This window comes from Bacteroides sp. 2201st1_D9_2201SCRN_220225 (assembly GCF_040928965.1).
GTDB lineage: Bacteria > Bacteroidota > Bacteroidia > Bacteroidales > Bacteroidaceae > Bacteroides > Bacteroides stercoris.
Window position 1 is genome coordinate 28,920 of record NZ_JBCODG010000032.1, and the last position, 25,105, is coordinate 54,024.

The window sequence follows — 25,105 nt, forward strand, 5'->3', positions numbered from 1 at the left end:
ATTGATTATACGAACTCCAAATAATTCTCCCGATTTACCACATGAAACTCGGCATAGGGATAGGCTTCTTGGAAGGCTTTCGGTGCGGCCGGCATTTTATTTCCCCACTTGAACTCCAAGGCGGTAAGACTGTCGGCACTCTCCTCAATCAGGTCGATTTCCTGTTTGTCGTAGGTGCGCCAGAAATAGAACTCCCTGTGCAGTCCCTCATTGAAGTTCGCTTTGCGCCGCTCTCCGATGATGTAGTTCTCCCACAGCGCACCGACATCCTGCCGAATGGCCAGCGGTGAGAAAGCCCCGATAATGGCATTGCGAATGCCGTTGTCGTAGAAGTACCACTTGCCAGCTTTTGTAACCTCCTTGCGTAGGTTACGCGAATAAGCCCCCAGACGATAGATAACGAAGACCTTTTCCAATAGGTCGAGGTATTTTTCAACGGTCGTCTTGCTCATGCCGAGTTGTTTACCTAACTCTTCGTAAGAAACTTCGCTGCCCAACTGAAAAGCTATCAATCGCAGTAGATCGCGCATCTTGCTCGAATTTTTTAAGCCGTCAATTGCTAAGATATCTTTAAGCAGGTATGCACCGACAATATCACGTAGGTAGTCTGTTTTACGTTCATAGTTCTCCATCATTACTACTTCGGGATAGGAACCGTAAATCAAGCGCGCTTCGAGGTTCTGGCGGGTTTCAAGTGCCGTTTCCGTCTGTGCGATTTCCCGTTGCGAGAATGGTGTAAGGAGAAATTGCGTACTGCGGCCGACCAACGGTTCACCAGTCTTATTCAGCAAATCGAATGACGAAGAACCACTTGCCAAGACACTTATTCCCGGTATTTCATCAACTATCAACTTCAGAATACTACCGATTTGTGGTATGTTCTGTGCCTCATCAATAGCCAGCAAATCAATACCATCCAATAAATGCCGATAATTGGCTATTGAGCGATTCTCCAATAGTGCTAATGTGTCGTAGTCTTCGCCGTTGAGCATCATCGTCCTACCTGAATAGTTGTCCACAATTTTACGCATCATTACCGTTTTACCAACACGGCGAGCACCAAAAATCAGTACTGCTTTATTGGGCGCGATTCGTGCTGTAATCTTCTCTTGAAGTATTCTATTTACTGTTTCCATACCTTATAAAATATAATGCAAAGATAATCATATTTTTTTAATTGGCGAATTTTACAAAAAAAACGGGCTATTAAATGGCGATTTTTACAACCACAATCTTATGGAAGTTGTTTCATTGTTTTTAGTAATGATATATGTTCATACTATGATGACTCAATAATTTACCAGACATACGTTTCTGAAATTTGTCCTTATAGGAATGAAAAACTCACATATATTGTGCTAATTAATATATAATTAAATGAAAATAAAAAGACAGGATACGAGTATTCCTGTCTTCTCATATGTAATGGATATTTTTTTATTTTCTCATCCGCTCCAACTCCTCATCACGCAACATTCTCTCGTTCAGTTTTTCCTGCATCCTGTCAATGAAATAGGTGCGGCTTTCGTTCTTCCGGCGTTTGATATCAGTGTAGAAGCGGTAGCAGTCTTTAGAATCAACCCCGAATATCTTATAGAGAAGTGGGGCGAGCTGTTTGAGCGGCATATTGCCGTTGTTGATGCAGCCCATCACGTCTATGCCGTAGATAAGTTCCACGAGGTCGATGGCATTGCCCGTCCATTGAAGAAGGCTGGCGGTGGTTTCTGTTGCGTTGTTGGCGGATATTAGTGGTGGCACTTGGGGCGTGGCAAGGAATTTCTGCATCTTTCTTACGAAAGACAGAGCCTTGCTGACGTAGGCGGCAATCTCTCTTTTTTCTTCTGACAGATTACGTACGGGATGGTGCTGCAACTCGATTTCGATGTAGGCAAGCGCGATGACGGTAAGGTTCATGTCCATGCCGCCGTTGCACAGTTCGATCACTTGGGTGGCGAAAGCCGTGTATGCCGTTTCCATATTGCAGTCGCCGGCTTCGTTTATCAGGCGGAAAAAGTCGGTTTCCGCCAGCAAGAAATAATTCATGGTTCTGTCAATTTTGAAAATTACACTTTGTTTTCTGCGTGCGCACATGAATATAATTGGCAAAAAACGCGGCAGAAAATAAAAAATCCAACACTCAATTTTACAAAGTGCTGGATTTCAGAGGTATAAAATTCAGTATTTTTTCACAAGGACAAATTATCTCCGACTTAAATTGTTTGTAATCGGAACATTTATTCTATTCCTGAAAATAGAAATGTATGCTTGCCGCACATTTTGGCTATCTTGCTTTTTTATCAAGGATATAGATAATGCGACATACACCGTTGGGATAGCTTTTCAAAGAGGAAAGCGTCCAGTGTTGCTCTGGCAGAGCCGACTTAAAAAAATGTCGTCCGCTTCCGGATATGAAAGGAACGGTGTATAGTATGATTTCATCCACAGCGTGCATCCGCAGCAGTCCGTTTATATAGTCTGCCGTGTCCGGTGTGGCTTCCGCGAGGTAACGGATGTTTGTGCAGTCTTTTCTCCATTCGTGCAGCATTGAAATGGAATAGTCCGGTGTCACACGGTAAAAGGCTTTCTTCCTGATTTCATCAAGACCGCAACGGTCAAGGCACAAATCCTGATGTGCTTTATCATATAACTCTGAAGAAAGACATCCGTCCATCGTCAGTACGGCGAGAATCTGAACTTTACCCATAATCGTTTCCTTTCGTTAGGCAAGGGTAAAAAAGTAGCGTGCAATTCACACTACCTTCAAGCGATGGCTCTGGTAAAGCCTTTACGGAGAGTACGTGAATGCACGCTATGCGTAAGCATAGCATAAGCATCACGCAATCGTCTCCGTAGTTCCAATTTACCAGATTTTCGCTTGAAACGCCTTGCGGTCTTATCCTATATGTTGGCGGCGAAAAGCTCCTGCCAATCGCCGTTTTTCTCAAATGTTATGCAAAGATAGCCAAATTCAGTGAATTACGGGCTATGATTGCTTGAATTTATATTTAAGTCCATACTCTTCAAGTTTGCTGTATAGTGTTGTCCTGCCTATGCCGAGCAGTTCTGCGGCGACACTCCGGTTGCCGTTTGCCTGTTTCAACGCACGCAATATCCGCTCCTTATCCTCCGCGTCATTGCGCAAGGCGAAGCTGACAGTAGAGGTCGGTTTCGTCACGGCAAGTTCCAGATGCTCTTTCATGACAACACCTTCCTGCGCCTGCAATACAGCACCCATAACTTTCTGCCGAAGTTCCCGCACGTTGCCCGGCCATGCGTGTGTCAGCAACGCTTTACGTGCTTCGGAACTGAACCCGCTCACGCTACACTCCAGCTCTCTGTTTGCCATATCACGGAAGAACTCTGCCAGCGGCATAATGTCTTCTTGACAGTCACGCAACGGAGGAACGGTTATCCCGAAGTCGTGCAGGCGGTACAGAAGATCCTGCCGAAAACGCTTTTCATTCACCGATACCTCCAAATCTTCATTGGTAGCAGCGATGATGCGGACATTGAAATTCCGGTCTGCCTTGTCTCCGACCGGGCGATACCGCCTCTCCTGTATGGCACGGAGCAACATCTGTTGGGTTTCCAACGCGAGGTTTCCTACCTCGTCCAGAAACAACGTGCCGCCTTCCGCCTCATGGAAATATCCTTTCTTGGCATTGTCCGCACCTGTAAATGCACCTTTGACGTGTCCGAAGAAAGCCGACGGTGCAAGCTCTTTGGAGAGTGAACCGCAGTCCACCGCCACAAATGGCTTGCCTGCACGTTTGCTCTTGTCATGCAACAGGTGGGCAATATGCTCCTTGCCCGTGCCGTTCTCACCAAATATCATCACGCTCATATCGGTGGCGGCTACCAGCCTTATGCGGTGCATGATTTTCTGAAAGGCGGAACCTTCACGGGCGAATATAGGCATACGGCGTTGTCCTGCCTGACGTTCTTTCAGTATGGAACGGATCAGGGGGACAAGTTTATCCTCCACAAGCTGTTTGGGAATATAGTCTATCGAGCCGAGTTTCATGCTTTCCACGGCGGTATTAACTTCGGCGTAGTCGGTCATAATGATGAAGGGCTGCATCTTTCCCTCCTTTCGCATCCAGCACAAAAGGTCTATGCCACTGCCGTCAGGCAGACGCAGGTCGGCAACCACGATATCATTATCTGTTGCCTGTTGCAGATGTTTCTTCGCGGTTGAGAGGTGGTAAGCCTTCATATTGCGGTAGCCCTCCCGTGACAGCATATTGCAGACATATTCGCAATACACGATGTTGTCTTCCACCACAATTATTTTTGTCTTATTCATCTTCGTATTTTCTCCTTTCCTCTTCTGCCAACCGTATTATTTCCACTCCCTTATCCAGCACGGCAGTCACGGCATGGCTTAACGCTTCACCATCCGGGAGAGCATCGCCACGAAGCAATCCGTAAAGTACATTCAGCGGTTGGTCGGCACGGAGCACCTCCCACGAACTGCGCAGGTGGTGGATCAGGGAATCCAGCTTTTGCAGGTCTTTTTCTTTTGCTGCATCCCGTACCGCCTGCATTTCCTTTTCTGTTTCAGTTATCAACTTTTCCAGCATGACGGCTTCATTGCCATAGGACAATAAGGCGGAAAAGTCCGGTTTCCCGTCCGGTGTCGCTTTTATGGCACACCTGTCGGAAACCTCCATCAGTTCCGATATGGAGAACGGTTTGAACAGGCATCCGGCAAAGCCTTTTGCCAATAGTTCCCCTTTGTTACAACTGCCCGAAGCGGTTGCCACAACCACCGGGATTGTTGGTGAATTGCCCACGTTGGACGAACGCAACAGTTCCAGCAATTCGAAACCGTTTATATCGGGCATATTCAAGTCTGTCAGCAACAGGCTGTATTCTTTCTGGCGTATCATTTCCATCAGTGCCGCAGCATCGGTGCAAGTGTCGCAGTGTATTCCTTCTTGGGAATACATCTCTTTCAGCATCAGAAGTAATACCTCATCATTGTCAATGGCGACAACATCATGGAATTTATTGTTATGATAAACAGGTGTATTGCTTGTATATCCAAGCTGTTCTTCAGCTTCCTGCATAGAAATTTCAACTGTGAAACGACTGCCTTTCCCTTTCTTGCTGTCTAAACGGATTGTTCCGCCAAGCATCGACACAATATTACGCATTATGGCAAGCCCAAGCCCGAAACCCTCCTTTGCGGCGGCATTTGATAGACGTTCAAACGCACCGAACGCTTGTTTCTGTTCCTCTTCTGTCATGCCTGTACCTGTATCTTCAACGACCAGTGTCAGAACTCCATTATCATATTCAGTAATCAAAGAAACACCGCCTTCTTCTGTGAACTTGACAGCGTTTGACAGCAGGTTATTCCCGATTTGTATTATTCGCTCTTTGTCGGTCAATACAATGGCATCGTGTCCAGTCTTCACGGACAAGGACAGCCCTTTGTTCACGGCAACAGGCATGAACTCCGTTTCAAGTGTGTGCGTGATTGCTGAAATCCGGCAGGGTGACAGACGGGGCTGTTCCTTGCCGTTGTCCAGGCGGAAGAAGTCAAGCAAAGTGTTAAGCATATCCCGCATACGGTCGGAGGATTGCAGTATGTTTTGGATATACTGCCCGGACTTATCCTCACACTGTTCTTTCCGTATCAGTCCGGCATAGCCTGTTATTGCTGTCAGCGGTGTGCGCAGTTCATGGGTGATAGTATGTACCGCCTTCTTCCTTGACGTTATCAGTGCCTCGTTCCGTTGTACGGATTGTTCCAGTTGCCTTATCAAATCAGTTGTCTTGTGCTTGTATTGTTTAATGCTTTTTGCATCACGATGTATGATGATGTAGGAAATTAACAACAATAGAAGAACGAATCCCATTAAACCGCCTACTTGCATAAATGACTTTTCACGCATGGCAACTATTTCGTTTTCCCGGCTTTGCAGTTCGGTTTGTACCTTTTCTTCTATTTGGCAAATCAATTCTTGCAGTTGTCTGTTAAGTTCTGCATTACGAGCTGCAAGGCTGTCGGCTTGTTCCGACAATTGGCGATCCTGCACTTTCTGTTCGCTGATTACGTTTCTATTGACCGAATGAAGGATAGTGGTTGATACTGCTGGAGTTACTTCCTTTTTTTTGCCGAATATGCCTAAGAAACCTTTTCGTTTTGGCTTTTTGGACTGTTCCTGCACACTTTTCTGTACAATAACCGGAATTTGATTGGCTATCTTCTTGTTAATAGATTGTTGTTCATCCATTAACCGGACTATCTGGAACATCTGTCGTTCCTTATCCTCTAAAAGACTGCGCACACTATCGATGCGCTCTGCTGGATAGGTGGCCTTGAAACGGCAGAGCATACTGTCCATTGCCATACGCCGTGCATGGTAATGCTCGATATCTTTATCGTTCCATTCCAGTATTGTTTCACCCAATAGAGAAAATTTTATCATTTGAATATTGATATTGTTTATTTCTTTTCGGAGCTCGTCTATTTTTTTATTGCCAAGTTCTAATGCTTCTATCTCCTGCCATTCATAGAGGCTATTATATGCCATACATCCGATAAGAATGGAGATAAGTATATATCCCAACCGTATTGCCTTATAGAAATTTCCTGACCGCTCCATTATTTTAATGACATTGATTTTTGGAACATGAATAAAAGTTTATCTTTTTCGTTCATGCGGATATTATCAGAATAACCGTCTTTTGTTATTTGATACCCACATGGCTTAACCATAAAAATGCCTAAGCCCTTAGTGTACGAACTTACTTCTGAGGCATAGTCTTTACTTGTATTTAATGGAACTTTCCCTTTAATATGACACCACTCATTATTACAACTGATGTCTTCAATCTCAGACATCAGTTTTTGCAAATCTGTAATAGCTTTGGAACTCGCTACTTGGGGTATCTGCAACTCAAAACAGAGCATCGGTTCGAGAATGTCCACACCTGACTGTTGCAAAGCCAGCCTGAAGACATAAGGGGTCAGCTGTCTGAAATCAGCAGGTGTACTTACCGGGCTATAATACTCGGCTTGAGTAAAAGTTACTTTCAGATCTGTCACTTCCCATCCATGTAAACCAGATTGGCAAGACATACGAATCCCTTCAAAAACGGCATTTTGAAAAGAATGGTTCAGATAACCATAGGAGATGTCACTTTCGATTTGCAACCCTGCCCCTAACGGTAAGGGTTCAAGAGTCAGCCCTATTGTGGCCCAGTAAGGGTTGGGTGGTACTTCGATCTGAATAATCTTATTGACCTTTTTTATAGGTCGTTCTTTGTAGATAGTCTTGATCTCATCAAAATGGACCTTTACGGAAAATCGTTCTTCCAGCAATGTCTGTATGATTTCCTTTTGGGTCAAACCATATAACGAGATTTCCAATTCATCACTATATGAGTTTATGGAAAAGGACAAAGACGGGTCTTCAATCCACAATGTATTCAGAGCGGATATCACCTTGCTTCTCTCTTCGGGCTTATTTGGCCGGACGGAGGATTTGAGAGCGGGATGCTGATGAGATAATCCTTGAATCAAACAAGGTTTAGCACCTAAATAATCTCCGATTCGAAAATCTTCTATATCTTCTACAATCGCGATATCATTGGCACCCACTTCATCAACATTTATCTCTCTGCCCTGATAAATAGTCTTTAGATTTTTAATCTTGATGAATTTTTCCGAATCGTTGATTCTTACAACGTCTCGAAGTCTCAGACTTCCGTCAATTATTTTAAGAAAACTTCTTTTATGCCCTTTGGGGTCATGCTCTATCTTATAGAGATAAGCTGAAAGTCTGTTTGAGACTGATGCCGGAGGAAGTATAAAAGAAGAAATGGCGTCCAACAACTCATTGATACCGATATTGAACATTGCTGATCCATGTAGCACCGGATAGACTTTGGCTTTTGCCACAAGAGCGATTATCGTATTCCAATAATCAGCCGGTGAAATTTCGCTATCCGCCAAATATCGTTCTAATATATCGTCGTCATGGTTGCATACAAATTCTTTGTATTCTTCCTTTATATATGTTTGGGAGCAAACCGGATAAACCGATCCATCGACAACAGTTTGCATAAACAGGACATCTTGCGACAGATTTGTTTTTATATCCATATACAAACGCTCCAAATTCACACCGGCACGGTCAATCTTATTGATAAATATAATTGTCGGGATTTGCAGCTTTTGTAAAGTACTGAACAGCAACTTTGTCTGCGCTTGTATGCCTTCCTTTGCGGATAAGATGAGGACTGCTCCATCAAGCATTTTGAATGTCCGCTCCACTTCCGCAATAAAATCCATGTGTCCCGGAGTGTCAATGATATTGCATTTCACTCCATTCCAGATAATAGATGTCGTAGAAGCCCGGACAGTAATTCCTCTACGTTTCTCTATATCCATAGAGTCCGTTATGGTGTCACCATTATCCACACGGCCGCACTTTTCCGTTGCTCCACTGGCAAACAGCAGATTCTCGGTTACGGAAGTTTTTCCTGCATCAATGTGAGCAAGAATTCCTAAATTTATAATATTCATTTGGATTAAGCAATAATATACTACAGTAGATGCATTGTCGAAACGCACCTTTTAATACCTCCTCGTAGCATATGAGAACTACAGGATTACTAACTCGTATTAATATGTATATTATTACTGCCGCATAACGATTACAAAATTACACAAAAAAATATATCTAACAAAAGTGGGAGGATTTTTTAACTTTTTACCATAGACATTTTATTAGGGAAGCGTAGGTTCAACTGGCAAGTACAAATAAGTAGAAATGTTTGAACAACACCGTTTTAGGAAGTTGAAAAATCAAGTTTCTCTCTCGGTATAGCGTTTATTTTGGCCAATATCTTCTTTAGTTTAGCATTTGTGTATTTCCCATTCGTGTTCTATTTAGCTCCTTATTATGAGTATGTAGCAAGTTACTTATCAAATTCAGCCTCTTTGAGGGTCAAATATGGTTTTGCAAATGGTGACTGACAAGACATAAACAAGGTCAGCAGGAATTTTTTACATAAATGGACATGAATGTATATAACCTAAAATAAGAATAAATTTTAATAAGGGCTGCCCAAAAAGAAAAAAATGCAGTTGCCATCCTATAGATACTTGCAGAAAGGATAAAATTTACTTTTAGACCTTTTGGGATAGCCCTTATTAATACTTCAGATAAAATTCCTTAGGTTATATTTTCAATCCTTTGGACCGGGTTTCCTCCTTGGCATACAGTCCCGGACGCCCGATTATGACATGGTTGGCAACGATACTATCCGCCGGACTGCGTATCTGCGGCGGTGCATTTTCGGGATATTGCGCCTGCCTGTTCCTCACATCTTCCGCTTCCGGCTTGAGCTGTTGCCCTTCATTCTCCTTTTCTGCGACTTCGGGCGTGGGTGGCGCAAGCTCCAGCTGAATTTTTCGGTCAAGGGCGGCAAGTTCGGACTTCAACTGCTTCAGCTCGTCCTCCTTCTTCCACACCTTACCCGCTATCTCCTGTAACTGCGGTATCTCCATCTCCAGCACCTCGTTCTTCGCCTTGTACTGGTCGATGATGGAGGGTATCCTCTCCATCGCGTTGAGGAAGTTGCGGGCGGCGGCCAACGGGTCAGCCATCGCCAGATGCCCGTTGTTGTAGGTGTACTTGTAGTTCCCCTCGACCACGAAGCGGTTGTCGGTGAACTCCAATCCCTCTTTGAGTATCCTTTCGCTCACCACCTTTATCGGAAAACCGTAAAGTTCACCGACCTGCGTGTACAACCCTCCGGTCGTGGCATTCTTGGCTATCTCCTGCAAACGCTTTCCGATGACCTTCTCATCGGCGGAATCCACTCCGTCCACCTTTATTATATTAAGGCGGTTGCCCTCCTTGTCGGTCTGCACCACCGACAGGAAGCGGTTCCAGTCCTCCGTCATGGCATCTATGAAAGCCGTGTTGTTGCGCAACTCGCCGGTCTTTGACTCCAGCTTGAACTCCGAATCACGCTTGCCCTTGTTGAACGACTTGCGTTCCCCTTCGAGCGATGCGATCCGCTTTTCCAGTTTCGCCTTGTCCAACAGGTCGGTATTGCCGGAGAGCAACGCCATGTATTCCGAGAAATTCATGCCCGATTTTTCGTCCATTGCCCCCTCGTCGATGGTACGCGCACCCATCGCACCGCTTTTGAGCTGGCTTATGAAAGTCTGCTTGCAGTGCAGGAGGTTGAACTTGTAGCTGTCCAGTGACTTCTCCACCGCGTAGATGATTACATCCACGTTGTTCCCGGCGAAATGTTTGGCAATCTCATTACCTGCCCTAACTCCGCGTCCGTCACGCTGTTGCAAGTCGGACGGTCGCCACGGCGTATCGAGATGATGGATAGCCACACACCGTTTCTGGGCGTTCACACCCGTTCCGAGCATAGAGGTAGAGCCGAACAGCACACGCACCGTCCCGGCGTTCATGGCGTCTATCACCGCCTTCCGCGCCTTGTCGGTCTTGCACTCCTGAATGAAGCGCACCTCGCTTGGCGGTATACCGTAGTCCTCCGTCAGTTTGCGCTTGATTTCCGAATAGACGTTCCACCCGTCGCCCGGCTGGTATGTCCCCAAATCAGAGAAAACGAACTGCGTGCCTTTCTGGGCGTCGTATTTTTGATAATACTCCGCGATCATCTTGGCACAGTGACTCGCTTTGTTGTCGGGATGATCTTCGTAATTCGGGTCTATCATGCGCATGTCGAGTGCCATTTTCCGGGCATAGTCCGTGGCGATGAGCATCTTCGCCTTTTCTTCCGTTTCCGAAAGCGGCAGCCTGCCCAACAAGGTGGCATCGCCCGTCTTGGCGAACTGCATCAGTTTCTGTATGAAGTCCTCCTGTTCCGGCGTGGGCGGTATATGGTGCAGTATCTCGTTCTTGGCAGGACGGTCAACGCCCACATCCTCCGCCGTGCGGTAGTCCGTGATTTCATTATAGAAGGCGGCAAGCTCCGGCACTTTGATGAAGTAGCGGAAACGCTCCTTCTGGACCACATTGTTCGTCACGTTAAATTCAAAATCCGTCGTCTTCTTGGCAAATATCGCCGCCCAAGCGTCGAAACACCTTATGTCCTGCCGTTCCAGCTCCTTCGGGCGCAGGTACTTGAACAGCAGGTACAATTCAGTCAGTGAGTTGCTGATAGTCGTGCCGGAGAGGAAGGTCGCACCCAAGTCTTTTCCTGTGCGCTCCTGTATGGTGCGTATGGCAAAGAGCATGTTAAGTGCCTTCTGGCTTCCCTCGCTGTTTCCCAATCCCGCCACACGGTCGTGGCGCGTGTTGAAAGTCAGATTCTTGAACTGGTGGCTCTCATCTATGAAGATGTGGTCGATGCCCATCTGCTTGAAATCCACCACGTCGTCCGTGCGTGACTTTATGGCGTGTTCCACCTTCTCCAGCTTCGCTTCAAGGTTGTGCTTGCGCTTCTCCAATCCTTTCAGCATCGCCCGCGACACGTTCTTTCCCTGCTGCCGTAGCACTTCGAGGTTTTCCTCCACCGTGTCAAGCTCTGCTTGCAGGATGCGCTGCTGCAATTCCGGCGACTGCGGTATCTTGCCGAACTGGTCGTGCGACATGATGACGCAATCGTAGTCGTTGTTCTTTATATTATTGAAGAAGCGCACACGGTTGGCGGTCGAAAAGTCCTTCTCCGAAGCGTACAGAATACGTGCGTTGGGATATGCCGCCTGATAGGTGGCTGCAATCTCCGCAACGTTGGCTTTCAGCCCGATAATCATCGGCTTGTGTGCCAAATTCAGACGCTTCATCTCATGCGCGGCGATGCACATTATCAGCGTCTTACCGGTTCCCACCTCGTGGTCGCAAATTCCGCCGCCGTTCTGTTTCAACATCCAGACGCAATCCATCTGTGAGGGATAGACGCTCTTGATACCCCGGCTTGCCAGCCCTTTCAGGTTGAGGTCGGGAAAGGTCTGATGGGAGCCGTCGTAGCGCGGGCGCACGAAACAGTTGAACTTGCGGTTATACATCGTCACAAGCCGCTCCTTGAACTGCGGCGACTGCTCTTCGAGCCATTCGGAGAAGCCGTTTCGTATCTCGTCAATCTTGGCGTTGGCGAGTTGTATTCCCTCGCTGTCGCGCATCTTGATGTCGTTGCCATGCTCGTCCTTGCCGATGGACTTCATCATGTCAGGGCAGGTGTTGTGCAGGGCGTGTTTTAGGAGGTGCATACCGTCATAGTTCCGGTAATACCCCTTCACCAGAAACTCGTCCGTGATTTTCATGGTGCGGTAGCCGCACACCACCGAAAACTCGTCCATGCTTGCGGAATAGGCGATTTTCACCTCCGTGTCGAACAGCCGGCTCATGTAGGCGGCATAGACACCCGTCGGAATCCAGCGTTCCCCGAAATTGAAGTCCAGATCCTCGAAGGCGATGCGCTGCGGCTCGGCATCTTTCAGAGCCTCCAACGCCTGCTTCACCTCCGGCATACGCTCATTTTCGGGATTGTCACCCATCCATGCCTCTATGCGTTCCGCTTTCTCTATGACATTTCCGGCGATGAAACGGTCTTTGATTTCGTAACCGGTCACGAGCGGATTGTAGTAGATGCGCCCTTGCAGGGCAGTGAGCAAATCCTCCGCCGTGCTGTCGGTTATCTCCCGCATATAGTCGAGATTGACCGTACCATATTTGTTGAGCGACGCAGACAGGGCTTCTTCGGGAGAGCCTACGTTGGCATGGCTCTCCACCGCGAAGGAAACAGGATGCTCGAAGATGTCCGCCTTGACGAACTTTCCGTTTTCCATCCGTTCCAGCGAAAGGATGTCGCGCCCGCCCGCATCCATCATCACTAACTTCACGTTCTGCTTGGCGTTGAGGTTGCCGTAGCGCATGACAAACTCATCGTAACAGGTATTCAGATGCTCTCGCCACGGAACATTTGCCTCGCGCCGGAGCGATTCATAACGGTACAGACGCTCGTAGGCGTCACGCAGCGACACATACAACAACGCCTTTTCCTTCTGGTATCCTTTCAGGTCGAGCGGCTGGAATGTCGCCCCGTATGGCGTGATGTCTTTCAGGTAGCCGATGTTATGACGCCCCCGGTCAGCCACCAGCGACCCTTCGCGCAGGTGCATCTCCGGCGTGCGGTGGTAGGCACGCGGAGAAAGGTCCACGACTTCCTCCTTCGGCTTTTCCGCTTCGATGTCGGGGAAAAGGAAAGTCCCCACCGCTTCCGATGGGGTATCTGTAACGGCAGGTGCGGCGACTGCCTCCGGCTGTGTTTCCTCCTGTCGTGGCTGCTCACGGGAAGTTTCCGGCACGGCTTTCACTTCCGTCTTTTCCGCCACTTGTTTCTCGTTATGCTGCCTTGCCAGTTCCCGAAGTTCTTTCCTACGCTCCGGCGTCAAACCCATCATCATTTCATAGAAACCGTTGATGGGAGGATTGGTATCCCAGTCCAGTGTGGCATAGATGTCGTCCGGGTCGGCAGGCTTGGCGGTGTTCTCCGCTTTCACCTCCTTATTCTCCATTGCGGGTTTTGCAGTTGGAGCTGTCGGTGTAACCGTGACTTTCGGTTTGGGCGGAGTGGACTTTGCCGTAACTGCCTTTTTCACCGTCTTTTTCTTTTTGGAGGTTTTCGGTTGGCTGACCTCTTCCGTCATCCCCCAGAGGTCAAGCAGGGTGAGCTGCACGCCTGCGGAATATTGCGGGCGCGGTTCTATCTCCGGCTTTTCATCTGCGGGTTGCGGCTTTTCTGTCGGAGTTTCCACCGTCTGCGCCGAGGATACTGTTTCCAATTTTATGGCAGGACGCTCTACTTTATTTTGAACGGCAACTTTTTCTTCCGTTCCTGCCTGCCGGATTGAACCCGAATACAAGCGCATGGCAAGCCTGTAATGGAAATCCTCGTCGAGCATACGGCGCAAATCCCCGGCGATGCCTGCTGCCTTGCCCTCGTGCAGATAAACCATAGCGGGCTTCCCGTAGGGGTCTGTGTCAAGTTTCGCCATCGTATGCACGATGCGTTCCGGGTGGTGGATGAAATAGGCGTTGTCGGTCAGGGCGGTTTTCGTGTCCGTCTGTATCACGGTCATCAGCCGCTCGTCCTGCGACATTTCCTTCTTGCTGAGGTTCTTTTGCAGGACAATCAGGTCACTGCCCACCTCCGTGCCCGCGTTGTCCGTGAACAGGTTGTTGGGCAGGCGTATCGCGGATACCAGATTGGCCTGACTGAACAGCTCGTTACGCACGGAGGTCTTGGTGCTATTCAATACCCCTTGCGAGGTGATGAACGCCACGATACCGCCGTCACGCACGGCATCCAGTCCTTTGAGAAAGAAATAGTTGTGGATGGTTTTCTGGGCGGAGCGTCTGCCGAAAGAGTCGCTCCGCTGAAACTCCGCGTCGAACACGGCAATGTCACCGAACGGAATGTTGGACACCGCCAAGTCGAAATAATTGTTGAACGGTCTTTCGATTTTCTCAAAACCGCAGGTGCGCATTTTCTGGTCGGGATAGAGATGCCTCAAGATTGTACCCGTGAGCAGATCCTTCTCGAAAGCCATCACATCCGCATTGGGGCTGTGCCGCAGCATGGAATCCACGAACACGCCGACACCTGCCGACGGTTCGAGCATACGGGCGGGGCGGACGCTGTAATCTGCCAGCACGTCCGCGATGGTGTCGGTTATCTCTTTGGGGGTGTAGAAAGCGGTCAGCACGGACGCTTTCAGCGAATCCACAAACCGCTTGTACTCTGTTTCGTCCTTGCTGTTCTCACGGATAAGCCTGTGCAGCTCCACCGTCGGGGCGAACAGTTCGAGGTCGGATTTCGCCCACCGGACGGCATCCGTCAGTTCCTTTGCAGGGTTGAGGATACATTTCAGACCGCCGAAACCGCAGTACCTTTGAAGTATGGCACGCTCTTCGGTTGTCGCTGTCCTATTTTCCCTGTCAAGGATGAATGCCGTCCGTATCGCCTCGATGTTGTCCCGCAGTTTCTGTTTGCGGTTAAACGCCATATTCGTCTAAGTAAAGGACGGTTGCTCCCGTCAGCTCCGTGTAGAGCAGGTCGTAATCGGAAGACAGGGCGAAATTGTCATCCGAGAGGTCATAGACGGAGAACACGTTGCCGACAAGCGGCAGCAGTTTCAGGACAAAGGCTTCACGCTTCTCTTCCGGCACTTCATCGGCAAACTCGTTTTCCACGACTTCGCGGAGGATGGCGTAACGGGAATAATGCAGCCCGCGCAGCAGCGTGTCCATCGCCAGTTCCTGCGCACCATCGGCGGGATAGCCTTCAAGCCGTGCCCTCTCATACGTTTCGGCGGCACGGTCGGCCCGTTCCCGTATGAAAGCGGTGTCGTCAGCCTGTTCAAACTTGTTCGTGCGGAGATAGTCCAGCAGGTACAGACCGTAATAGGAAAAGTCGGTCTGACCCTCGTTTTTCTTCTTGTTGTTCATTACTTTGGATTTAGCGGATTGATAATTAACGGGATAATCGGTTGGAAAAAGGAAGAAAAAGGCACTCGGTATCCCTCCGAGTGCCACCACTAAATCCAAAGTATGAGTGTAATCCGGTATCGAAGAACAATTCATTACTCTGAACAAGTGGCAAAGTTAATACTATTTCTTCCGTCCTGAAAATTTCTTGTCCTTTTTAGCCTCCGGGAACACAAAAGTCGTGTTATATTCCCCGTCAAAGGCGACAACAGCATCGAAACTCTTGCCCTGTTTGCTCTTGAACCCTTTGAGCAGCTTGGTATGCCCTTCGGTGAGCAGGTCTTTGATTTCATCGTCGGACAGGGTGCGTCCCGCTTTCAGCCGGAACACGGGCAGTCCGCACTCCGTGTTGTCGCAGCGTACCACCTTGCCGTAGAACCGCATCCTGCCCGTGCCACACTTGGGACACGCGCAGCCGGAGTCACGGCTGCCGAAGAGCTTGTCGCACGAGATCAGTTCGGAGGTTATCTCACGTGTGTACGCCTCTATCTCCTTGCGGAAGGTGTCGTCGGACAGTTCCCCGCGCTCGATACGCGCCAGCTCCTTTTCCCATTCGCCCGTCATGGCAACATCGGCGATGCGCATCGTCTTGACGACGGAATTGAGGGCAAGTCCTTTTTCGGTGGGAACAAGCGACTTCTTGCAGCGTTCCATGTAACCGCGCTTGAAAAGCGTTTCGATGATGGAGGCGCGTGTGGCGGGAGTACCGATGCCACAGTCCTTCATCGCCTGCCGCAGTGCGTCGTCCTCAATTTCCTTGCCCGCCGTTTCCATTGCCGAGAGCAGGGTGGCTTCGGTATGCAGCGGCTTGGGTTTGGTCTTTCCTTCGGTAATGGACGAGCCTTTCGGTGTCAGCGTGTCGCCTTCCTGCCAGCCGGGGATGGTAATTTCCTCTTTTTCCTCGCCATAGACGGCACGCCATCCGGTTTGCTTCACGACGCTGCCTTTTACGGTAAACTCCACTCCGGCACATTCCGCCGTGACAGTGGTCACATCCTTGACGCATTTCTCAGAGAATGCCTCGACCATGCGCCCGGCAATCATCTGATAGATGGTATTGTCCTCTTTGGAGAGGAAGAGCGGTTTCTCACCCGTGACGAGCAGGGCATGGTGGTCTGTCACCTTGCCGTCGTCCACGCTGCGGCGTGTCGGGGCGGCTTTTGCCCGCACCTTGTCTTTCCATTCGGGCTGTGTGCCGATGAAAGCGAGCAGTTTGGGAATTTCGGCAAACACGTCTTCGGGGATGTAGCGGCTTCCCGTTCTCGGATAGGTTATCAACTTCTTTTCGTAGAGTTTCTGCGCGATTTCAAGCGTCTGTTCCGCCGTGAAGCCGTGCTTGGCGTTGGCTTCTTTCTGGAGCGTGGTCAGGTCGTAGAGCAAGGGAGTTTCCTCCGTCTTCTCCTTGCGCTCGGCTTTCGTGACAGTGGCGCAACCTGCCGCCTTTACCTTATTATATAGTTCCATCGCCGGTTCTTTCTCTTTCCATTTCTCGGAGGATGAGAATTTCACGACTTCGCCGTCGCAACCGTCCGTTGCGATATGGAGCTGCCAGAATGCTTCGGACGTAAAGCGGCGGTTCTCCCAGTAGCGTTCACATACCATAGCCAACGTTGGTGTCTGCACCCGCCCCACGGAATACGTGCCGTGTCCGGCGGCGATGGATAACGCCTGTGTGCCGTTGATGCCCACGAGCCAGTCGGATTCGCTCCGCGCTTTGGCGGCGAGGTAGAGGTTGTCGTATTTGCTGCCGTCTTCGAGTTTCCGCAGTCCCTCGCGGATAGCTTTGTCGGTGAGAGAGCTGATCCACAGGCGCACGAAAGGAGTGGTGCAACCCGTATAGTGGTAGAGGTAGCGGAAGATAAGCTCTCCCTCGCGTCCGGCATCGGTCGCCACGATGATATGTTCGCTTGTGTCGAACAGTCTTTTGATGACTTTTATCTGCGACACCACGCCGCTGTCGGGCTTGTAACCTTTCTCCGTCCTGACCTGACGGGGGACGAGCGTGAATGTGTCGGGAATAATCGGGAGGTTGTCACGGACAAATCCGCGCACGCCGTAGCCGTCGGGCATGGCAAGCTGAACGAGGTGTCCGAATGCCCATGTCACGGCATAACCGCCTCCCTCGAAATATCCTTCCTCTCTCTTTGTCGCGCCCACGATGCGGGCGATTTCACGTGCCACGGAGGGCTTTTCTGCAATGATTGTCTTCATGTCTTCTTCTTTTTTGTTGATACTTTGGATTTTATTTTGGATTCAGTGGCGGACACGGGATTACATTTTCATGCCCTTGCCCGTTTTCTTCTGCGGCTTCTCCTGCTGCTGTTGCTGGCGGGCGTCCTTCGGGTTGGTCTGACCTTTCTGCAACGGCTCTCTCAGATTCTTTGTAGCCTCGTTGGTCTTGCCATCGTTGTTCACCGCCACCTGCGTGCGGCTCTCGTTGGACGGAGCAACCTGCTGTGCATTGTCAGGGTTCGTGTCGTAGCGGTACGGGCGTCCCTTCTCCGGGTTGAACTTGATATACATCGTGGCATGGAAGCCCTGCTTGTCGGTCACGTTCTCCAGCTTCACGGCTTTACCCGCCACATAGTCGGCTTTCTGCTGGTCGGTGAAGCTCACGCCGCTCCATTTGCTGATGGGGCGGATGCTGCCGTCCTCGTTCGTCCACGTGTTGCGGCGTTGCTCCTTCTTGGTCTGTGCGGCATTTTCCCCGCCCTGCGCCTGACTTTTCGATGTGTCGCCTTTGGTTTCCTGTGTCTGTGCGGTACGGGGCGACTTGCCGGTTCCCGGCACGAACTCCACGCCGCGCTGCTCCACGTTCACTTGCAGGGTGGTGACGAACTTTCTGCCGTCGTTGCGCTCGATGAGCTTGTCGCGTACGGGCAGTCCGGCGCGGAGCATGTCCCGCTCCTGCGTGGTGATTTCCGTCTTGCCGATGCGCTCCGGGATGCGCACCCTGCTTGCCGGAATGTCCGTGATTTCATTCGTCTTGCGGTCGATGCTGATGTAGGAGGGGATGATCTCGCCCGTTTCCCTGTCCACAATGTCCACGACCCTACCGAGATTGCCCGTTTCGCGGAGGTTCTTCCGGTCATTGTCGGAGAATTTGTGTTCCTTGTACTCATCCAGCTTCTGCTCCTTGCGGATGAAGTGCGGCACGAGGCTGATGTTTCCCTCACCGTCCTTCTTGAAGGAGAGGCGGGCGTCCAGCTCGAATGATTCGCCGCCGAAGGTCGGTTTGACCTTTACCAAGTCGGACTTGCCATAGTTGAGCATCTTCGTAAGGTCGCCGGACTTTTCAAGGTTGTCCCGCTTTACGCCCCATCTGTCCTCCAGCTCCTGCCAGTTGATTTTACTCTCGTCGATGGGCTGGTAGCCACGTTTGCCCTGCATCTGTTCGGATTTGTCCTGTTGCTGTTCTTTCCGTTGTTCCATGTTCTCCTGTTTTTGAGGTTCTTGTTTCTCTGTCTGTTGTGCTGCCATCTCTTCCTGCACCTTCTTCTCATAGTCGGAGGTGTCCACCTTGTGAGGGGCGAGCAGCTCCTTGTTCGCTTCGGGGTCTTTCAGCAGTTGCTTCATCACCTCTAAGAGATTTTCAGCTTGGTCTGCCGCAATGCGGTAGAAACCGAAGCGGCTGGGTTCCTTGCACTGCCGGAAGAAGTTCTTGAAGAAGTTGTCCAGCACGTCGCCATGTCGGTCGAATTGCAGGAAACTCTGCGCGTTCTCCGCTTTTGCGGGGGTGCGCTTGGGTGTGCCGTCCGCGTTCAGCCCGGCTACCACGCTGATCTCGCCTGTCTTCTCGTCACGGACTACCAGCACGTCCTTTTCGTCTTTTTTCTTTGCCATCTGAAAAATGTTTTAATGGGTTATTTATGAAAGAAATTATGGATACGAGCCTTGTAGAAGGCTATATCTTCCTTTTTGAAGTCCTTGATATGGTTGGAAAGGAATGTCAGCACGTCCTCCTCGCTGTAATAGGTCTTCTTGCCCAGCGTCTTGTAGGGCAATGCGCCTACGCTGCGGTAGCGTTGGAGGGTGCGTTTGCTTATCTGGAGCAACATGCACAAATCCTGATTGTCGAAAAGGCGGATGCTTTCCGTGATAGTGGGCTGTTTCCCCTCAGCCTTCATCGCCAGCAGCAGTTCGTCCTGACGGTCGAGCCGTTCCATCAGCTTCTGCATCCAGCCCTCGAAGTTGTTTCGTGTGAGCAGTTCCATGACCTATGTCCTCCTTCCTTTTGGTTTGCCGCCCGTGCGCAGCGTGTGGTTGTGGAACAGGGTGTCTATTGTCCCTTCCTCGTTCCTTACTGTGTTGTCCTCCAATAGCCGCAGTATCTCGGAAAGGCGGTAGCGGCAGCTTCCGCGTACCACCACATACTCGATACGGTGGTCGGTGCGCATACGCTGCATGGTGCGCTTGCTCACGTTGAGCATCTTCGCCGCCTGTGCCGTGTCAAGCAGCTTGTCTTCGGTTTCCCGCTTCCGTTTCTTCTCGTCCCTTGCCTCGCGGATGTACCCTGCGATGTTCGCAATCTGCGCCATCATCTCCTTGTAGGCGGAACTTTCCATTGTTATCACTTTCATGTTCAGTCCTTTCTTTTTGTTTCTGCGACAAAATTCGGCAATAAACAAAAGGGGCTTTAACAACTCACTACGTGACTCACGTAAGATTTTTGCGGAAGATGGCTCCGTAACCCGGTCAAACGGCGCAACAGGCAGCCTTTCAGCGGAAAACGATACGTCTTGTATGCCGTTTCGTTACCTTTGCGGCAAACTCTAAATGACATGAATATGGAAATAGTATCTATCGAGAAAAAGACTTTCGAGATGATGGTGGCGGCATTCGGCGCACTCTCGGAGAAGGTCGCCGCCCTGAGGCGCAAAAGCGACACGGGGCGCATGGAAAGATGGCTCACGGGCGAGGAGGTCTGCGGGCAGTTGAGAATAAGCCCGCGCACGTTGCAGACGCTGCGTGACAGGCGGCTTATCGGCTACTCGCAGATAAACCGCAGGTTCTATTACAAGCCAGAGGAGGTGAAGCGGCTGATACCGCTTGTCGGCACGCTCTATCCGCACGGCAGATGATTTGATTTATTCACCCACTGAATCCGAAGTTATGATGAACGAGAACAACGATGTTTTTACGATGGAAGACGAGCCGATAGCCTCTGTGGTGCAGGATATGCGCAAAGGCTCGAAATGGCTGTCCGCATTTCTGGAAAGCTACCGTCCTCCGCTGGACGGGGAACGTTACCTGACGGACGGCGAGGTGTCGGAACTGCTCCGTGTGAGCCGGCGCACCTTGCAGGAATACCGCAACAACCGCGTGTTGCCCTTCATACTTTTGGGAGGGAAGGTGCTTTACCCGGAAACGGGGCTGCGCGGGGTACTGGAAGCGAACTACCGCAAGCCGCTGGAGTGAGGCGGTTTCATGAAAAAGTAAACGGGTGACACCTTTTGTGGTGCTACCCGTTTACTTGTCTTATGGGGTATGTGCAATCAGCAATACCCGGCTTTTCCGTTCTGTATGAACATCACGTATGTCTGCCGTTTCTCTTGTGAGAGTGCCTTTCCCACCAGCCATGTGCGGAACAGGTGGGTGTTGTAGGTATTCACCCTGAAAGCGACCGGGATGATGATTTCAAGGGCGTACACGTCCGCGTGCAGCCCGTTTTCAAGCTGCATGTAGCGGCACACCTCGTAGTCGTTCAGCACGTCCGACTTGCGGACGGCTCTGATGGCGGCGTTCACTGCCGGGACGGTCGTATGGAACAATCCGGCTATTTCGGTGGCGGTCATCCACACGTCGTTACCGGTTACGCTGACTGCCTTGTCCTCGATGATGATTGTGTCACGTTTCATGGCTTTTCTTTTTAGATGGTGCAACCTGCAAATTCCTCGACGCCGTTCAATCTTGCGGCAAGGTTCTCCATGTCCTGATTGAGCTTCTCTTTGGTTATCTTTGCGTAAATCTGCGTCGTCTTTATGCTCTTGTGTCCGAGCATGGAGCTGACCGTTTCGATGGGAACACCGTTGGAGAGGAATATCGTCGTGGCTGCCGTGTGGCGGCTCTGATGCCACGTGATATGCTTGGTGATGCCGCAACGCTTGGCGACGGCACGGATACCGGCAAGGCACGTGTTATAATGCGGAACGGGAAATATCCTGCCGTCCCCGCACAGTCCCCGGTATTTGCCGATTATGCGGTTGGCGATGTCGAGCAGGCGGATGTTGGACACCACGCCCGTTTTCTGGCGGTTGATGTTTATCCACTCGTGTTCGTCGAAGTAGGTGCGGATATTCTCTTCCGTAAGGTTGCGCATATCCGCGAACGACAGCCCCGTGAAGGCGCAGAACAGGTAGAGGTCGCGGTACAATTCCTGTTTGGCGTTTTTCAGTTTCCCCTCCATCAGCAGGCGGATCTCATCTTTGGTCAGGAAACTGCGTGTTGTTTCCTCCTTCTTGATTTCATACTCGCGGAACGGGTCGCGCGTCAGCCACTCGTTGTTGATGGCGATGAATACCATCGTCCGTAACGGGCAGACGTACAGCCACACGGTATTGGTGCAGCAGTGCTTGTCCGTGCGCAGGAACATCTCGAAGTCGGAGATGAAAGCCGGGGTAAGCTCTTTTAGGGCGATGTCCTTCACATGGTAGCGGATGTCGAGGAACTCTTGCATGTGCTTGTAAACGGTGCGGTACTTCAGCAGCGTGCCTTTGGCTTTCATGCCTGCCTCCACCTGCTTCTCGTAGTCCTCGTTGTGCTGGCGGAACACCTGCATCAGCGTGTGGTAGCGGTGTTCCAGTCCGAGAAAGGCGTTCTTCACCTTCTCCGCCGTGACGAAGTTGTCACGCTCCATGATTTCCTGATAATGCCTGTTGATGCGTACCCGCATCTTGTCAAGCATACGGTTCGTTTCGAGTGCCGCCGTGCTTCTGCCCGTGACACGTCCACCTTTGGTGTCCCACAGTTTCGGATCGACAGTCAGTTTGCAGCTGAACTGTGTCTGGCTGCCGTCCACCGTGATGCGTCCCATGACGGGAACTGTCCCGTCCTTTTTCACTACCTGACGCTTGAGGTAGTAGATTACTGAAAATGTACTCTTCATTGTCCTTAATTTTTGGGTTTCAAAATTAGTTGGTGAAGAGTCCGGTGTTGGTACGCAAAACGGGGAGGAACGGCGCAATCTTTTTCCGTAACCTGATTTTTCGCATGAGTTATGGATAACTCACTATTCCTTAGAGCCTTGTTTCGCTATTCGTACCCGTTTGTCGCATTTTCGGGCATGGTTACGAACAAGTAACGTAGCGGCGTCAGGATTTGGCTTCGGCAGGGATTGTAATGGCTTCACGGATTATCGCCACTTCAACCAAAACCCTTGTAACTCAATTCTATCACTATATCTTTCCGCATTTCACTTTTTTGTAGTAACTTTGCAGCGTTAATAAGAGAGAAAACAATAAAAGATGTTCAACCGCTTTCCGAAACGCGGAAAGCAAAAAAGAAGACGATTATGAAAAAGAATGCAAATGAAATTTTTATGTTACAGTACCGTATCAAACGCTATCAGGCAATGGGTAACGGAACTATGTGCCAAACTTTAAACGGCAAACTGCAAAAACTGCTTGCAAAGCAAGCTACCATGACCATGTAAATTACACCTTTAAATAAAATGAACGGGGGCGGGAAATTTTCATTTCCTGCCCTCTTCTTTTACAAGCCTCCTGCCTATACGGGATAATAGGATGTTATGATTCTACAATATCTTTCCCGAAAGGTGCCAACGCCAAAGCGGCAAGTTTGAAATGTTGCATCCCGAAAGGAATACCGATGACGGTGATACACAGCAATACGCCGAAGCCCAAATGCGAAAGGCAAATCCATATTCCTCCCAGAAAAATCCATAACACATTCATCAGTATGTACAGACAGCCTCCCGAACGCTCTCCGCTGCGCACCTCTTTGCCGAAAGGCCACAGGGCAAGCCCCGCCATCTTCATTGTTTGCATACCGAAAGGAATGCCGACGATTGTAATCATCATCAGCAAACTGGCAATCATATACTCCACGGCAGTTAGTATGCCGCCAAACACCAGCCATAAAACATTCATCAGACAACCCATTGCATTACATTTTTACGTTCTACATTGCAAAGATACCATTCTTTTGGTCTTAAGCGGATAATAAGAATTTATTTATATCAGGAACGTGCCTTTTATTCATCAAATTCCCAGTCACTAAATTCAAAACTCAACTGCTCCCAAACACCTTTTTCATCACTTTCTTCACGAGGGTTGGATACGGAAAGGCCTATCAGACGGATAGGATGGTGTTCGTAATCAACCTCCCTCAACAGTTGTTTCGCCAACGGCAGGATCACATCAAGTGCCGTCAACTCCCTGGACTGCGTAACGCTGCGGGTTATCTGGCTGAAATCGTGAAACTTGATTTTCAGCGTCAGCGTATTCCCCCGGAAGTTCTTATGTTCCAGACGGGTTACCAGTTCCACCGCAGTATGATACAACTCGATAATGACCGACGACCGCCGGTTGATATCCTTCTCCAAAGTATGTTCACACCCCACAGACTTACGAATGCGCACCGCTTCTACAGGACGAAGATCTATCCCGCGCGCAAAATCATAATAGATGTTCCCCACCTTACCAAACTCGCGCAACAGCATCGCTTGCGAACAGGCACGCAGTTGCCCGCCGGTATGTATCCCCAAAACATGCATCTTCCTTGCCGTCACCGGACCCACTCCCCAAAAACTCTCTATCGGCAGATGTGCTATAAAATCCAAAGCCTGGTCGGGATGAATGGTACACAAACCGTCGGGCTTACGGTAATCGGATGCTATTTTGGCAAGAAACTTATTGTAGGAAACTCCGGCAGAGGCCACCAGACTCAGCCGCTCGCGCACTTTCCGTTTTATTTCTCTGGCTATATCCACAGCCAGAAGAATACCCGGCTTATTTTCCGTCACATCCAGAAACGCCTCATCCAAAGAGATAGGTTCTATGACATCCGTATATTCATGGAATATCTCATGAATTTGACGGGACACCGATTTATAGACGTCCATACGCCCCGGAATAAAAATAAGCTGCGGACACAGCCGTTTTGCCTTCTGTGATGACATTGCCGAACGCACCCCGAACCGACGGGCTTCATAGCTGGCGGCAGCCACCACACCACGCTCTTCCGCATGCCCCACCGCTACGGGTTTGCCACGCAGTTCCGGATTGTCGCGCTGTTCTACGGAAGCATAGAAAGCGTCCATATCAATATGTATAATCTTACGTTCGGTCATAACCTTGCCAACTACCGATACAAAGATACACTAATTTTTGTTCATTCGCAGTATGCGCCGGTAGACATAAGCAAAAGTGGGAATGAGGAATAAATCTGCAAAAATCCAGGCAGTCGGGTCACCGAAGCAAACAGCGATATAGCCGAACGCCGGAACTGCCAGCAAACTGATCAGGATACGGGCTATCATTTCGGAAACACCCGAAAGCATAGCCAGATTAGTATAACCTACTCCCTGAATTGTATAACGCAAAATACAAAGCAAACCAAGTATCGGGAAGAAAGAGACAGATATATGC

The 25,105-nt window shown here is 49.8% G+C and carries 19 protein-coding genes and 1 pseudogene; 3 read left to right on the forward strand and 17 right to left on the reverse strand.

Going from position 1 to position 25,105, the window contains the following annotated elements; all coding sequences use genetic code 11:
• Positions 1–5: 5 nt before the first annotated feature.
• From AB5903_RS12240 to AB5903_RS12295, 12 genes are all read right to left on the reverse strand, one after another.
• The gene (locus AB5903_RS12240; RefSeq protein ID WP_004291480.1) at positions 6–1,136 is read right to left on the reverse strand and encodes an ATP-binding protein; all 1,131 of its coding nucleotides are present in this window, start codon (positions 1,134–1,136) and stop codon (positions 6–8) included.
• Positions 1,137–1,437: 301 nt separating this feature from the next.
• Positions 1,438–2,043, reverse strand: coding sequence for an RteC domain-containing protein (locus AB5903_RS12245; protein ID WP_004304269.1), 606 nt, complete (start codon positions 2,041–2,043; stop codon positions 1,438–1,440).
• 238 nt (positions 2,044–2,281) lie between these two features.
• Complete coding sequence (locus tag AB5903_RS12250) at positions 2,282–2,704, reverse strand: dihydrofolate reductase family protein (protein ID WP_004291474.1); 423 nt, start codon at positions 2,702–2,704, stop codon at positions 2,282–2,284.
• A 279-nt stretch (positions 2,705–2,983) separates the two neighbouring features.
• Positions 2,984–4,306 carry a sigma-54 dependent transcriptional regulator gene (locus tag AB5903_RS12255; protein ID WP_004291471.1) on the reverse strand — a complete coding sequence of 441 codons (1,323 nt, stop codon included), beginning with the start codon at positions 4,304–4,306 and terminating at the stop codon, positions 2,984–2,986.
• Complete coding sequence (locus AB5903_RS12260) at positions 4,299–6,617, reverse strand: ATP-binding protein (protein ID WP_004291467.1); 2,319 nt, start codon at positions 6,615–6,617, stop codon at positions 4,299–4,301. Before AB5903_RS12260 ends, AB5903_RS12255 begins: the two co-directional genes overlap by 8 nt.
• A complete protein-coding gene (gene tet(Q) / locus AB5903_RS12265) occupies positions 6,617–8,542 on the reverse strand; it encodes a tetracycline resistance ribosomal protection protein Tet(Q) (protein WP_004291466.1) in 1,926 nt (641 codons plus the stop codon). The genes AB5903_RS12260 and tet(Q) overlap by 1 nt, the downstream gene beginning before the upstream one ends.
• 657 nt (positions 8,543–9,199) lie before the next feature.
• The gene (locus AB5903_RS12270) at positions 9,200–15,016 is read right to left on the reverse strand and encodes an N-6 DNA methylase (RefSeq protein ID WP_004291462.1); all 5,817 of its coding nucleotides are present in this window, start codon (positions 15,014–15,016) and stop codon (positions 9,200–9,202) included.
• The gene (locus tag AB5903_RS12275) at positions 15,006–15,458 is read right to left on the reverse strand and encodes a DUF1896 domain-containing protein (RefSeq protein ID WP_004304266.1); all 453 of its coding nucleotides are present in this window, start codon (positions 15,456–15,458) and stop codon (positions 15,006–15,008) included. Before AB5903_RS12275 ends, AB5903_RS12270 begins: the two co-directional genes overlap by 11 nt.
• Positions 15,459–15,620: 162 nt before the next feature.
• A complete protein-coding gene (topB, locus tag AB5903_RS12280) occupies positions 15,621–17,708 on the reverse strand; it encodes a type IA DNA topoisomerase (protein WP_004291456.1) in 2,088 nt (695 codons plus the stop codon).
• A gap of 60 nt (positions 17,709–17,768) precedes the next feature.
• Positions 17,769–19,340, reverse strand: a complete 1,572-nt coding sequence (locus AB5903_RS12285) for a DUF3945 domain-containing protein (RefSeq protein WP_004291455.1) — start codon at positions 19,338–19,340, stop codon at positions 17,769–17,771.
• Between the two features lie 20 nt (positions 19,341–19,360).
• On the reverse strand, positions 19,361–19,711 hold the full coding sequence (locus tag AB5903_RS12290) for a helix-turn-helix domain-containing protein (RefSeq protein WP_004291454.1): 351 nt from the start codon (positions 19,709–19,711) through the stop codon (positions 19,361–19,363).
• 3 nt (positions 19,712–19,714) lie between these two features.
• Positions 19,715–20,077: a helix-turn-helix domain-containing protein gene (locus AB5903_RS12295; protein WP_004304264.1), complete on the reverse strand. Its 363-nt coding sequence runs from the start codon at positions 20,075–20,077 to the stop codon at positions 19,715–19,717.
• Between the two features lie 201 nt (positions 20,078–20,278).
• Here AB5903_RS12295 and AB5903_RS12300 point away from each other — a divergent pair, with 201 nt between their 5' ends.
• Positions 20,279–20,578 carry a helix-turn-helix domain-containing protein gene (locus tag AB5903_RS12300; protein ID WP_004291426.1) on the forward strand — a complete coding sequence of 100 codons (300 nt, stop codon included), beginning with the start codon at positions 20,279–20,281 and terminating at the stop codon, positions 20,576–20,578.
• 31 nt (positions 20,579–20,609) lie between these two features.
• Positions 20,610–20,915, forward strand: a complete 306-nt coding sequence (locus AB5903_RS12305; RefSeq protein ID WP_004291424.1) for a helix-turn-helix domain-containing protein — start codon at positions 20,610–20,612, stop codon at positions 20,913–20,915.
• A 77-nt stretch (positions 20,916–20,992) separates the two neighbouring features.
• Here AB5903_RS12305 and AB5903_RS12310 read toward each other — a convergent pair whose 3' ends face one another.
• Positions 20,993–21,355 (reverse strand): hypothetical protein, encoded by a 363-nt coding sequence (locus tag AB5903_RS12310; RefSeq protein ID WP_004291423.1) that lies wholly within the window; start codon positions 21,353–21,355, stop codon positions 20,993–20,995.
• A gap of 11 nt (positions 21,356–21,366) precedes the next feature.
• Entirely contained in the window at positions 21,367–22,602 is a 1,236-nt protein-coding gene (locus AB5903_RS12315; protein WP_004291422.1) for a site-specific integrase, read from the reverse strand.
• 405 nt (positions 22,603–23,007) lie between these two features.
• On the opposite strand from AB5903_RS12315, the gene AB5903_RS12320 reads away from it, so the two are divergent.
• Complete coding sequence (locus AB5903_RS12320) at positions 23,008–23,148, forward strand: hypothetical protein (RefSeq protein ID WP_165438829.1); 141 nt, start codon at positions 23,008–23,010, stop codon at positions 23,146–23,148.
• 94 nt (positions 23,149–23,242) lie between these two features.
• On the opposite strand, the gene AB5903_RS12325 is transcribed toward AB5903_RS12320, so the two are convergent.
• The 3 genes and pseudogenes from AB5903_RS12325 to AB5903_RS12335 all read right to left on the reverse strand — a co-directional run.
• Positions 23,243–23,617: a YccF domain-containing protein gene (locus AB5903_RS12325; protein WP_005654550.1), complete on the reverse strand. Its 375-nt coding sequence runs from the start codon at positions 23,615–23,617 to the stop codon at positions 23,243–23,245.
• Positions 23,618–23,709: 92 nt separating this feature from the next.
• The gene (dinB, locus tag AB5903_RS12330; RefSeq protein ID WP_005654549.1) at positions 23,710–24,807 is read right to left on the reverse strand and encodes a DNA polymerase IV; all 1,098 of its coding nucleotides are present in this window, start codon (positions 24,805–24,807) and stop codon (positions 23,710–23,712) included.
• A gap of 30 nt (positions 24,808–24,837) precedes the next feature.
• Positions 24,838–25,105, reverse strand: a pseudogene (locus AB5903_RS12335) (MATE family efflux transporter); the annotation flags it as partial.